The organism is Protofrankia symbiont of Coriaria ruscifolia, assembly GCF_900634745.1.
Taxonomy (GTDB): Bacteria; Actinomycetota; Actinomycetes; order Frankiales; family Frankiaceae; genus Protofrankia; species Protofrankia californiensis.
Map to the genome: position 1 here is coordinate 1 of NZ_CAAAFR010000167.1, position 10,915 is coordinate 10,915.

General features: G+C 66.9%; 13 protein-coding genes and 1 tRNA gene. 7 read left to right on the forward strand and 7 right to left on the reverse strand.

All coding sequences use genetic code 11. From position 1 onward, the window contains the following. Both CV1CTNOD_RS25845 and CV1CTNOD_RS18380 read right to left on the reverse strand, forming a co-directional pair. Positions 1-264: hypothetical protein (locus CV1CTNOD_RS25845; RefSeq protein WP_207386538.1), on the reverse strand; the 264-nt coding region annotated here is incomplete at its 3' end. A 103-nt stretch (positions 265-367) separates the two neighbouring features. Further along, on the reverse strand, positions 368-1,204 hold the full coding sequence (locus tag CV1CTNOD_RS18380) for a PASTA domain-containing protein (protein WP_131787259.1): 837 nt from the start codon (positions 1,202-1,204) through the stop codon (positions 368-370). Positions 1,205-1,392: 188 nt separating this feature from the next. Between CV1CTNOD_RS18380 and CV1CTNOD_RS18385 the strand changes: the two genes are divergently transcribed. From CV1CTNOD_RS18385 to CV1CTNOD_RS18395, 4 genes are all read left to right on the forward strand, one after another. After that, on the forward strand, positions 1,393-2,163 hold the full coding sequence (locus CV1CTNOD_RS18385) for a GntR family transcriptional regulator (protein WP_131787260.1): 771 nt from the start codon (positions 1,393-1,395) through the stop codon (positions 2,161-2,163). Between the two features lie 396 nt (positions 2,164-2,559). Further along, complete coding sequence (locus tag CV1CTNOD_RS24990; RefSeq protein WP_165485616.1) at positions 2,560-2,724, forward strand: hypothetical protein; 165 nt, start codon at positions 2,560-2,562, stop codon at positions 2,722-2,724. Beyond that, complete coding sequence (locus CV1CTNOD_RS18390) at positions 2,721-3,011, forward strand: hypothetical protein (RefSeq protein WP_131787261.1); 291 nt, start codon at positions 2,721-2,723, stop codon at positions 3,009-3,011. The genes CV1CTNOD_RS24990 and CV1CTNOD_RS18390 overlap by 4 nt, the downstream gene beginning before the upstream one ends. Further along, positions 3,008-3,322, forward strand: a complete 315-nt coding sequence (locus CV1CTNOD_RS18395; protein ID WP_207386539.1) for an HNH endonuclease — start codon at positions 3,008-3,010, stop codon at positions 3,320-3,322. Before CV1CTNOD_RS18390 ends, CV1CTNOD_RS18395 begins: the two co-directional genes overlap by 4 nt. 129 nt (positions 3,323-3,451) lie before the next feature. Here the strand turns inward: CV1CTNOD_RS18395 and CV1CTNOD_RS18400 are convergent. Then, a tRNA-Ile gene (locus CV1CTNOD_RS18400) sits at positions 3,452-3,525 on the reverse strand. Between the two features lie 324 nt (positions 3,526-3,849). Here CV1CTNOD_RS18400 and CV1CTNOD_RS18405 point away from each other — a divergent pair. The 3 genes from CV1CTNOD_RS18405 to CV1CTNOD_RS18415 are packed head-to-tail and all read left to right on the forward strand — an operon-like array spanning position 3,850 to position 6,042. After that, on the forward strand, positions 3,850-5,094 hold the full coding sequence (locus CV1CTNOD_RS18405) for a low temperature requirement protein A (protein ID WP_242606812.1): 1,245 nt from the start codon (positions 3,850-3,852) through the stop codon (positions 5,092-5,094). Between the two features lie 41 nt (positions 5,095-5,135). Next, complete coding sequence (locus CV1CTNOD_RS18410; RefSeq protein ID WP_207386540.1) at positions 5,136-5,558, forward strand: helix-turn-helix domain-containing protein; 423 nt, start codon at positions 5,136-5,138, stop codon at positions 5,556-5,558. A 10-nt stretch (positions 5,559-5,568) separates the two neighbouring features. Next, positions 5,569-6,042 (forward strand): VOC family protein, encoded by a 474-nt coding sequence (locus tag CV1CTNOD_RS18415; protein ID WP_131787275.1) that lies wholly within the window; start codon positions 5,569-5,571, stop codon positions 6,040-6,042. Between the two features lie 357 nt (positions 6,043-6,399). Here the strand turns inward: CV1CTNOD_RS18415 and CV1CTNOD_RS18420 are convergent, their stop codons facing one another. From CV1CTNOD_RS18420 to CV1CTNOD_RS18435, 4 genes are all read right to left on the reverse strand, one after another. Further along, positions 6,400-6,771 carry a VOC family protein gene (locus CV1CTNOD_RS18420; protein WP_131787263.1) on the reverse strand — a complete coding sequence of 124 codons (372 nt, stop codon included), beginning with the start codon at positions 6,769-6,771 and terminating at the stop codon, positions 6,400-6,402. 316 nt (positions 6,772-7,087) lie between these two features. Further along, positions 7,088-8,491 (reverse strand): adenylosuccinate synthetase, encoded by a 1,404-nt coding sequence (locus CV1CTNOD_RS18425; RefSeq protein WP_131787264.1) that lies wholly within the window; start codon positions 8,489-8,491, stop codon positions 7,088-7,090. Between the two features lie 83 nt (positions 8,492-8,574). Next, positions 8,575-9,567, reverse strand: a complete 993-nt coding sequence (locus CV1CTNOD_RS18430) for a hypothetical protein (RefSeq protein ID WP_131787265.1) — start codon at positions 9,565-9,567, stop codon at positions 8,575-8,577. Positions 9,568-9,766: 199 nt separating this feature from the next. Continuing rightward, a complete protein-coding gene (locus CV1CTNOD_RS18435) occupies positions 9,767-10,909 on the reverse strand; it encodes a lipopolysaccharide kinase InaA family protein (RefSeq protein WP_242606816.1) in 1,143 nt (380 codons plus the stop codon). Between the last annotated feature and the right edge of the window lie 6 nt (positions 10,910-10,915).

The following is a 10,915-nucleotide window of genomic DNA, read 5'->3' on the forward strand; positions in this document are numbered from 1 at the left end:
GCAGTACACTAGGAGGAGTACGAGCATCTCCATGGGAGAGTCGTCGTGGAGTGGCGTGCCTTCTCCTGCGTCCGGCGGGTCGGGGGTGACTGCGATGATGGTCACATGACTTCCGAAGTCGACAAGCACCCACTGGTCGTCGTAGTCGATGCGCTGGTGGACCCGCGCCGTTTCGTTGATTCTCTGCGGCGAGGTGCAACGATTGTCAGGGTTTGCAACGCCTTGCCAGGTGGAGTCTCTGGGTTCGGGAAGCGCCGCGGACATGTCGGCAAGCCGACGTTCGTGCGCTCGCCCTTTCGGTGGGCCCACTCACTGAACCTAACCTAGTTACGGATAGCTGTCATTGCAACACGACTGGCAGCAAAGCCTACCGGGCTTCGATAACCTTCACGTCGGCCAGCTGGCAGTCGTAGCCGCTGGCGGGTGCCTGTTCGACACCGGCCGGTATCTCCGGCAGAGAGTGCTCTCCGGGCCGGACCGCGTGTATCGAGCCTGAGAAGTCCCCGAAGCCGGTCCCGTCTTTGCCGACGAAGTGGATCGTGTAGATGTAGCCGCGGATGGTCGGCCCGTGGTTGGTGGCTACGACCGTGGCTGCGACTGTTCCGTTGATGTTGGGCCGGCATGAGGTGATGGCCAGGTCATGGCTGCTGTCGTCGGTGGCTGCTGTCGTCGGCTGCGACGTTGTGGCCGGGGCTGCAGGGGCCTCGACCTTGTCGGCGTACAGGATGATGAGCGAGCCTTTCGCCACAGCCTTGCCTGCGGCCGGATCCTGCCGGATGACCGTCCAGTTGGAGTCGATCAGCTGCATCCGGTTTTGGCTTGTCGCGTCTCGTGACTGGCTGGTGAAGTCCGGGCCGAGGGTTCGCTGCGCAACGTCCAGCCGCTGCCCGACAACGTTCGGAACGGTGATCTTCTCACCGGGGATCAGGATGACGATGAGGATGATGCCGACCAGGCCGATGCCGAGGGTGGTGCCGCAGCCGATGGCGAAGCGTGGCCGTTGGCGTCGTCTGCGCTGGGGCAGGTTCGGGAGGCCGGGCCGCGGGATTGCTGGCGGTTTCGGCGGTTGGATTCCGATCTTGTCTGCGAGCTGACGCCATCTTGGCCGACTGCTGTCTGGCGATGTGGGCTGTTGCCCGTATGGCGGTTGCGTCGGCTGCCATGGTGGCGGTGGCTGTCCGCCCGACTGTCCGTAATTGGTCATGGTCCCCCCAAAGGTCTTACACGGTGGGGGAAGCTTAGAGCGGTTACAGGCAGTTACATTTACTTGGGTAGGGGATGTCAAATCCGAGGCTCACGCCGGGATCGCGTCAACAACTCGCGCCAACAGGAGTTAGCTACCGTAAGGTAGATAACTAGCACAGTGTTTCGGCGCGCGAGGGGAACAAGGCGATGATCGACCGAGGTAGGGGTAGGCATGCCTACCAAGCGATCGCAGAAGACATCCGGGGGGCGATTACACGGGGAGAACTCCGGTCTGGCGACAAGACGCCCGGCCTCCGAGAAATTCGCGAGCAGTACAACGTCGCGAACGCGACAGCGCAGGCCGCGCTTCAGCTGCTCAAGCTCTGGGGGCTCGTTGAAGGTCGGCCAGGGGCTGGGACGTTCGTCCGGATCCGTCGCCCGGTGATCAACGTTATGGACTCGATGACCGTCCCCGGCCCGGACGGCACGCGACGTACCTGGAAAGAGATCGCCGCCGAACACGGCCTGCTCGGCACCCAGCAAGCCACCGGAGCCGGGGCAGAAGCAGTTCCCATCGAGGTCGCGGATGCCTTCGGGATTGATGCGGGCACGATCGTGACGTGGCGACGTCGGCTCCTGCTCCTCGATGGCCAACCGGTGCAGATCGCCACGTCCTACTATCCGCCCCACGTAGCCGAGGCTGTTCCCGAGTTGGGACGTCCGGAGAGGCTACCGATGATGGCGCCAGCGCTGTTGGCCCGTGCCGGCTGGTCGATCACTTCATCCCAGGACCGGGTGCTGGCCCGACATCCACTGACGGATGAGGCGGAGACCCTCGGTTTGACATCTGCCGATCCGGTGGTGGAGACCCTGCGTACCTGCCGCACCGGCGGCGGCGAGGTCGTCGACGTCACGGTCATGGTGACCGATGGGGCGCGCATGCACATGGTCTACGTCTTCGGAGATATCCACCATTGACCGGCTAACTAGTGAGCTCTACGCTCTAGATGCGATTGCACCACTACACACACGAACCCCGGCGCCGATGCTTGGCGGCTGACGCCGGGGCCCTAGATCCGACCTGGCTAGGAGGCCGAACCCGTGGTTCAGCATGCCCTAAATCCGCCGCCGCGTGGTGATGAGCCGTCTCCACGCGGCACAATTCCCGTCCAGCGCAAGGGCGGTGGGTGCCGGTGACTACTGCCGCTGCCAAACTTATCTCCTTTATTGCCGAGCACGGGATGCAGGCGTCCTTGGAGTTGGAAGAGGCGACCCGTTGACCGCCGACAAGCAGTGGCCGACCGCACCGGAAATTCCCGACCATGACGGCGACCCTAAGGACTGGGCGGTCATCGTCAAGAAGGGCGGTCGCTGATGGCCGCCGCGGAGGAGCTGCGGGAGAAGATCGCCACTGCGCAGAGGAAGCTCGAAGCGATCAAAGGACGGAAGGACGGTGAGGCGATCGCGATTCGGGTGACCGCCCGCCGTGAGATCGCCGAAGCGCGCGAGCAGCTACGTAACCAGGGGGACCGGTCATGACCATTTCGACGCAGTTGCCGACGCAGTTTGAATCCGCCGGCTCCGCACTGGCGACGGTCCGTGCGCCGGGCGCTGGCCGGGCCATCTCGTTGACACGGGTGCATCTGACAGGTGGCCTCGGATCTGAATATCACATTACGGTGCATGCCGGCCTCGGCGCGGTGGATCTTCGGGATTTTCTAGGCTATCTACCTGCCGGCGCGGTGCTGACCTGGGTGGATCAGGGCCCGGAGCGGACCACGCTGACGTTCACCGCGTGGGCCTCCGCAGCCGAGTCGACGTCGTGACTCTTTCCCCGGAGCAGCGGAACCGTAGGGCTCATGCCGCCTACCAGCTTCACGGGGGCCTGTGTGCCTACTGCCTGCTCCGTCCAACTGACGGGCGGGATCATGTGGTGCCGGCGGCGCTGGGAGGCGGGGAGGGCCAGCTGAACCGCCAACCCGCCTGTCGGCTGTGCGACTGGGCGAAGGGCAGCATGACGGTTGCCGAGTGGATCGCCGCCACCTATCGGCTTCTCGCGACCGGTGAGGGCCCGGCGGAAATTCGCATGTGGGTGGAGGAGACCTGCCCGGAGCTTCTGCTGCAGCCGGTCTCCTGAGGTGGTGCGGGGGTCCGGCCCGGGTGGGTTCGGATCCCCGCAACGTAGCGGCGTTAGCAGATTTTTAGCAAGATCTATAGTGCGACCGCTTGGAGATCGCCTACAGGCCCATGACCTGCGCAGATGGTGTGGGGCGGGTGGGACTCGAACCCACGACCGACGGATTATGAGTCCGCTGCTCTAACCGACTGAGCTACCGCCCCTGACCATCGCACCGGTCGCGATCACCACCGTGTTGGTGGATGGCACGCCGACCGGCTGAGCATATCGCCACCATGCAACGAGGAGAGATCGTCACGTCTGGATGAGCCGTCGATTGGACGAGCCGTCGATCCCCCGATATCGACTCGAACGGGTCGACCGACGACCGTCAGGCGAGTTCGGGGAGCCTGCATTCAGTGGAGTCAAGGCATGACAGACCTTCATGGACAGGCCGCCGGAATGCTGATCGTTCAGCCGGGGCATCGCCCGGCGTGCGTCGGCTGCCAGAAGGTTGTCCCCTCAGCAGTCGAGGAGGTCACCACATCATGCACGACCGGACCGATATCACGTACAACCAGGACGTTTCAAACCGTGCCGCGGGCTCCTGGCTCCGGCCGATGGTGGCGCGCAGCGGAACCGAGCCGCACCGGGCCGCGACGCCGCTTGAGCTCCTGTTCGATCTTTGTTTCGTCGTCGCGGTCGCGCTCGCCGGCATGAGCCTGCACCACGCTGTCAGCGAGGACCACATCGGCGACGGAACTGTGTCCTACCTGCTGGTGTTCTTCGCGATCTGGTGGGCGTGGATGAACTTCACATGGTTCGCCTCCGCCTACGACACCGACGACGTGCCTTACCGGGTCGCGACGCTGGTACAGATGGCCGGGGTGCTGGTGGTGGCGGCCGGTGTGCCGCGGGCGTTCGACGACAGGGACTTCGTCGTGGTCACGCTGGGCTATGGGATTATTCGACTGGCATTGGCCGGACTGTGGCTGCGCGCCGCGCATTCCGACGACGCTGGACGGACCACCGCGCTGCGCTTCGCCGTCGGGATCACCACCTGCTGGGCAGGCTGGATTGTCCTCCTGGTGCTATCCGAAAGCGTTTACCTGCTGGGTTTCCTTCTGATGGTTGCCGCCGAGCTCAGCGTGCCGGTGTGGGCCGAACGGGCGCACGCGACCACCTGGCATCCGCGTCATATCGCCGAACGGTACGGCCTGTTCACGATCATTGTGCTCGGGGAGACGATCCTGGCTGCGACGGCCGCGGTACAGGCCGGCCTCGATGCGGAACATGCCTATGCCGCGTCCGACGGTCTGACGGCGCTCGCCGTGTCCGCGCTGTTCGTCGTGTTCTCGATGTGGTGGCTGTACTTCGACCACCCGGCGCACCGGTTTCTCTCCGGCACCAACCGGAACGCCTTCCTGTGGGGCTACGGCCACTACCTGATCTTCTCCTCCGCGGCGACGGTCGGTGCGGGCCTCGCGGTTGCCGTCGACTACGCGACGCACAGGGCACACATCGGCTCCGGCATCGCGGGCGGGGCCGTGACCGTTCCGGTTGCGGTGTACCTGCTCAGCGTGTGGTTGCTGCACGTGCGACCGCACCGCCGGGGTACCCGTTACGACGCGGGCTTTCCGGTGACCGCGGGCGCGGTCCTGGCGGCGACCGCGACACCCTGGCCGTTCGCGCTGCCGCTCACCGCGGTCGCGACGACGGCACTCGTCGTCGCCTGCCACATCTCCCCGCAGTGGATAAATCACTATGAGCAACAACAGCCTGGACGTGGGTAGAGTGCCGGCATGCAGCGGCAGCCTGTGAGCAGCAGCAGTCCGTGAACCGGTCGGTGGAGGACAGCAACCGTCGGATGCTACGGGCGCGTGACGCCATGGACCGCGACTACGCGAAGCCGCTCGACATCCCCACGCTGGCGCGGATCGCATTCGTCTCGCCGGCGCACTTCATCCGGGCTTTCCGCACAACCTTCGGCGAGACGCCACACCGTTACCTGCAGCGGCGTCGTGTCGAGCGGGCGATGGCGCTCCTGCGAGAGACCGATCGGAGCGTGACGGACGTCTGCTTCGACGTCGGCTTCACAAGCCTCGGCACCTTCAGCCGGACGTTCCACGCCGTCGCCGGCGAGTCGCCGTCGTCGTACCGTCGGCGAGCCGGGCCGGTACCGGTGCCGACCTGTTTCGGGATGGCATGGCTGCGACCGAGCAGTTTCGGAGAAGCGGACCGGGATGGACTTACATAGTGTTGCCGGCATGTTCAACGCCATCACACACTCATCCGTCTACGTTCTCGACCAGGACCAAGCTGTGGACTTCTATGTCGGCAAGCTCGGGCTGGAGGTCACCACTGACGTAGATCTCGGCTTCATGCGTTGGCTGACCGTCGGCGTCCCCGGCCAGCCCGAGCGCGAGATCCTGCTGGAGAAGCCCGGCCCGCCCGCCATGAGCGAACAGACCGCCGCGCAGGTACGCGACCTGGTGACCAAGGGCGCGATGGGCCTCGGCTTCATCCTGAGAACCGACGACTGCCGAAAGACCTACGAGGAGCTCAAGACCCGCGGCGTCGAGTTCACCCAGGAGCCGATCGAGCAGCCCTACGGCATCGACTGCGCGCTGCGCGATCCTTTCGGCAACCACATCCGCATCGGGCAGCCGGCCGCCGAGATCGGCGAGATCACCGACGAGGTACGCAAGCGTTGGAAGGCGGAGGCACCGGCGGACCGCTGATACCGGGCTCCGTAGCCGGTGGGACATGCCGATCCTGGGAAGGATCGCCCACACGCGGTACAGCGCTCCCCGCAGGAGGTTCCATATAGCCGTCCGGCTTCATAGCCGTCCGGCTTCATAGCCGTCCGGCTTCACAGAGAGGATCAGCTGGTCCTGTCCGCGGCTGATCACGATGGCGCGTCCGGGGATGCAGGTTGGTGGTGGGGTGTGCCGCATCTCCATCCTGGTGGCCGTGCCATACAACCAGGTCGGGGTGCCTGCGGCGCACGAGATCTCGCCATGTCACGTGTGTGCGCGAGAAGGGCCCCGCGTGAAGCGGGGCCCTGGAACACACCGGGACTATTACGACGCGGACTGCTACGACGCGGACTTCACGACACCGACAAGGTGACCCTCGGGATCGTTGAAAAGCCCTATCTCAGTCCCTTCGACCACCTTGTCGGGCCCCATTATCCGCGACCCTCCCAGGCTCTCGGCCTTCGCGAGCGCGGCCTCCACGTCGGGTACCTCGACGTAGAAGGTGACATGGCCGGGATACTCCTGCGGAGTCGTTCCGATGCCGCCGCCGATTCCGACGCCTTCGGCATTGACATTGCCCTCGCGCTGCACGGTCCCGTAATTCATCGGATTGTCAGAGTTGATCTCCCACCCGAACAGGCCGGAATAGTAGCTCTTCAGCTTTTCGGCGTCCTTACCGACGATCTCGAAGTGGACTACTGGCTGCCCCATGATCTCTTTTCCCTTCCGCACCGAACGCGCCGATGCCTGCGCGCAGGAGCGCCTCGACGGCCCGCCGACGGCACCTACACGATGACCAGACCGGATGAATCAGACCAGCTACGACCTTGCACCGGAACGCACCTCAGGCTCATCCAACGCGTTCCCGGCTGCAACCGCTCCACCCCCTCAGCGCACGGACGACGTGCGCTTCGCAGTCTTCTACAGCGGGATGCGTTCGGCTCGCCGGCGTGGTCGAACGGGTTCACCGCCGCACATACCGCCGCCCTATACGATCCGGCACGACGGCGTAACCGGCATAACCCGGTCATCGTCCCCGCATCCCCGCCACCGATCGCGAGCGCTTGTCACGGCTGCGCGGCCCGTAGGAGAGCAGGGTCACCGGGGCGCCGAGGGCCTCCTGCACAAGTCGCGGCCAGGCGGCAGCATCCGGGACGGGCTCAAGGACGGGCTGTGCCCTCGCCAACCGGCTGGTCAGTCTCGCCTGACCCACCAATGTCCCGGGAACCCGGGCCTCCGACGGCGCGAAAAAAGCATGATCGTGCCGCCTTTGGCCCCCTGGTGATCCGGGCACCCGGGCCTCCCCGACCTGCCGGAGCACCCGGCCGTCGGATGGTTCCGGTGCCAGCCGGGTGACCGTCACGCCGTCGATCTCGTAGGCGTGACAGGCGGCGAGACGGTGCCGTGCGGCCACGTCGAGGTGGGTCAGCGCAATGGCGTCCACCCCGCCGACGACGTCGGCGGCGTAACGGTGCGCCACCGCGTCGAAGTGGCCCACGCGGAAGGCGCCCTGCCAGGGGCCGGTGCCGTTGTGGACGTCGGGCAGCGCGGCGGTCAGCTCGGCCTCCTCGGTGACCAGGGGGCCGGCGCCGTGCCGGGTGGTGTAGGTGCGGACCACCCCCAGCCGCAGCGCCTCCCCCGCCATCCCCGCGTCCGCGAGCAGCTTGTCGGCGTTCGCCGGGGTGGCCGTGGACCAGGTGGTGTAGGGATGGAAGCCGTTCCACTCGTCGAGGAGCACGCCCTGGGCACCCTCGAACACCACGGGCCCGCCGCGCAGCAACATGCGGACGTACGAGTCGTCGACGAGGTCGACGGCCTCGGAGAAGGCGCGGAAGGCCGCCGCGCAGTCGTCGACCGCGGGCGCGGCCAGCGGGCCCAGCTCGTCGGTCAGGCGGTCACGGAGCACGGTGAGGAGGCGACGCAGCCGGGTGGGGGCGAGGCAGTCCCCGGCCCGGGGGCTGTCATCGGGGTGGGCCAGTGCGTGGGCGACGGTCTCACCGATGCCCATACCGCACGAGCCGTGACGGGCGGGAACCCTGGCCCGTTCGCGTATGCGGTTCGCGGCCACGTGGTAAGGGGTGGTGATCAGGGCGTCACGGTGGACGGTCAGGCGGGCGAGCGGGCCGGGGACGCCGGCAGCCTCGAGATGGTCGGCCTCGGCTGCCAGCGCAAGCGGATCGACGAGCATGTGACGGGACAGGTGGGTGGCGGTGCCCGCGGTGAACGCTCCCGAGCCGATCTGCGCGAAGGTGTGATGGCGGCCGTCGTCGGTGACGACGTTGTGGGCGGCCTGGGCACCGCCGTTGAACCGGATCACAGCGCGCACAGGTCGGCCCCGCACGGACGCTCGCGCGCACAGGTGGTCGACGACCGTTCCCTTGCCCGCGTCACCGAACCCGAGGTCGACGACGATGGTGTGGCGGTGTGGCACGGCGGTGTTCGTCCCTCCACGTCATGGTTGGGGAATGGTTGCGGACGGGCGTGAGGTCACGGTTGCGGACGGGCGCGAGCAAACTACAACCGGGTGATCCCCTTCGGATCGTCGTCGAGGCCCGGCAGGCCATCGGAGACGACCACCGCTGCACGGTCGTGCGCGTACGCGGCGAGGGCCTTTCCGACGGCGCCGACCGGTGCGTCCGTGTCGGTCTCGCGCAGGTGCTCCAGGCCCTCGTCCAGGTCGATCGCGTCCTCGGCCAGACCGATGGTGAGCGCGATCGTCTCGCACACGGCATCGAGGTCGTCCAGCTCGATGACGTTCTGTCGCAGCAGACCGCGCCAGGCAGCGAGCACCTCGGTGTCCCCGGCGTACGAAGCTCCCTGCGGCAGGATGTAGTACACCTCGTACATACGCTGTAGCTCGGCGACGATGCGCTCGACCGGGATGTCCTCACCCAGATCGTCACCGATGACCGAGGCGATCTCCCGGCGCTTGACCCGCCGGTAGGGCAGCTCGTCACCGATGACGAAGAGGTAGCCCCGCTTGCCACGCTTGTCGTAGCAGTCGATCGAGGTGTGCCGGGCCATGAAGTACAGGGCCAGCTCGTAGGACTCGGTCTTCTGCCCGCCGCCACCGCCTTCGATGAAGATGTTGCCGAGATGGTCGTCCATCCGGTTGTCGGATTCGAACTGACCGATCTGCAGGGGCACCCGGTCGCAGGTGGCGTCGCCGATCGCGCCGAAGAGGATCTGTGGGCCGTCGACGTATCCCTTGCGGATGAGCAGGCCGAGCAGTTCGGGCAGCTTGGTTTGCAGGGTACGCGGCACCTGCCCCATCGAACCGGTCACGTCGAACAGGACGCCGATGGCCAGCGACGTCGGATGCTCGTCGCTGTCACGGCTCTCGCGCGTCCCGACGCTGTGCGGGTCGAGGTCGGGATGGGCTTTCCAATCACCGCGCTGGCTGCTGTGGCGGACGCTGTCGCTGTAGTGGAACGCGCTGCGGCCGGTACGCCGTCGATAGCTCGCGGCCGCGGCATAGACGTCGGTGGACCAGGATCCGCTGCCCATGGGATTCCTCCGATTCGAGTTCGGGGTTCGGTCGTGCGCCGAACCCCGAGGGGCTGAAAACAATGAGACTGTGACAACGAGACGGTGACCGAAAACAATGAGACCGAAAAATATTGCTGAAGACGGGGACAGGACGGCGGTGCTGGGTAATTCGGCGACATAAAACAATGCGGTGGTGTCAGTGGATGACCGGGCTCGCTCAGGGATGCTCGTCGGTGTTGTATAGGGTCGGGATCCGCAGCGGCCGGAAGCGGCGCGGGCCGTAGAGCCGCTCCAGCAGTTCGTCGAGCTCGCCGAGCAGGCGCCAGGCATCGTGCGGCCGCCGGGACTGACCAGGCAGCGTGCACCCTCGGGCGAACCGCAGGATCGGCCGGGGAGCGTCGTCGCGCAGCAGGTACGTCATGCACATCGTCGCCAGGTAGATGTCGGTGGCCGCGTCCGGAGACCGCCTGGCCGCGACCTCCGGCGGATACATGTCGACGAAGCGGTCCACCACCGCCGGCACATGCATCGCCGGCACATGCCCGGCCGCGCCGCCCGAACCGTCCGTGCCGGTGACGACCGAGTAGCACCAGTCCACGAGGACCAGGCCGTGGTCGTGCGGGTGGATGAGCACATGGTCGGGTACGACGGCGCCGTGCACGATCCCGGCTCTGTGCGCGTACCCGAGGGCGGCGAGCAGCCGCCGCCACATCCACGCGACATCCCGGGTGTCGAGCCCGTCCGGGCACACGGCGCGCACCTCGGCCAGCGAGCGGAAACCGTGGACACGCTCGATGACGTTCGCCCGGCGTAGCCCACCGCCGACGCCGTCACGGTGCCGGAAGGTCTCGACGAGGCGGGGCACGTATGCGGCGAACCGGTCCTCGCCCTCGCGCGCCAGCCGTCGCAGCGCTGTCGCTTCGCGCTCCATCAGGTCGTTGTCGGCGACCGACCGCGGGATCTTCAGCAGTGCACCGGCCTCGGCCGCGCCGCTGCCGGCGACGCCGGCACCGCCGGTACCGCCGGCCCCGGCGTCGCCGGTGCCCGCATACGTGACCTCGCTCAGGGTAGCGATGTCACCGCGGGCGTGAACCTTGCCGACCGAGTAGATGTGCTTCCTGGTCGTGACGACGGCCCGGCGGCCCACTGTCTCCCCGGCGATCTCCCGCTGGTACCGCTCCCACAGGTGACCCAGGCGGGTGAAGGCAGCCTGGGCGTCGGGACGCCGGTCAGCCGGGACCGCGTCAGGATGGACCGTGCGCGCCAGCGTCCGGTAGGCGCGGCGGCCGGCGCGCAGGCACGCCTCGGGTGTGTCCCCGCCCCGCCCGAACAGTGCTACCGGACCGCTGGCGCGCAGGATGAATTC

Coding starts and splice junctions, on each gene's coding strand:
- CV1CTNOD_RS18405 (WP_242606812.1), top strand. CDS start 3,850: ATGCACGACCGGACCGATATCACGTACAACCAGGACGTTTCAAACCGT.
- CV1CTNOD_RS18430 (WP_131787265.1), bottom strand. CDS start 9,567: ATGGGCAGCGGATCCTGGTCCACCGACGTCTATGCCGCGGCCGCGAGC.
- CV1CTNOD_RS18415 (WP_131787275.1), top strand. CDS start 5,569: ATGTTCAACGCCATCACACACTCATCCGTCTACGTTCTCGACCAGGAC.
- CV1CTNOD_RS18385 (WP_131787260.1), top strand. CDS start 1,393: ATGATCGACCGAGGTAGGGGTAGGCATGCCTACCAAGCGATCGCAGAA.
- CV1CTNOD_RS24990 (WP_165485616.1), top strand. CDS start 2,560: ATGGCCGCCGCGGAGGAGCTGCGGGAGAAGATCGCCACTGCGCAGAGG.
- CV1CTNOD_RS18380 (WP_131787259.1), bottom strand. CDS start 1,204: ATGACCAATTACGGACAGTCGGGCGGACAGCCACCGCCACCATGGCAG.
- CV1CTNOD_RS18390 (WP_131787261.1), top strand. CDS start 2,721: ATGACCATTTCGACGCAGTTGCCGACGCAGTTTGAATCCGCCGGCTCC.
- CV1CTNOD_RS18420 (WP_131787263.1), bottom strand. CDS start 6,771: ATGGGGCAGCCAGTAGTCCACTTCGAGATCGTCGGTAAGGACGCCGAA.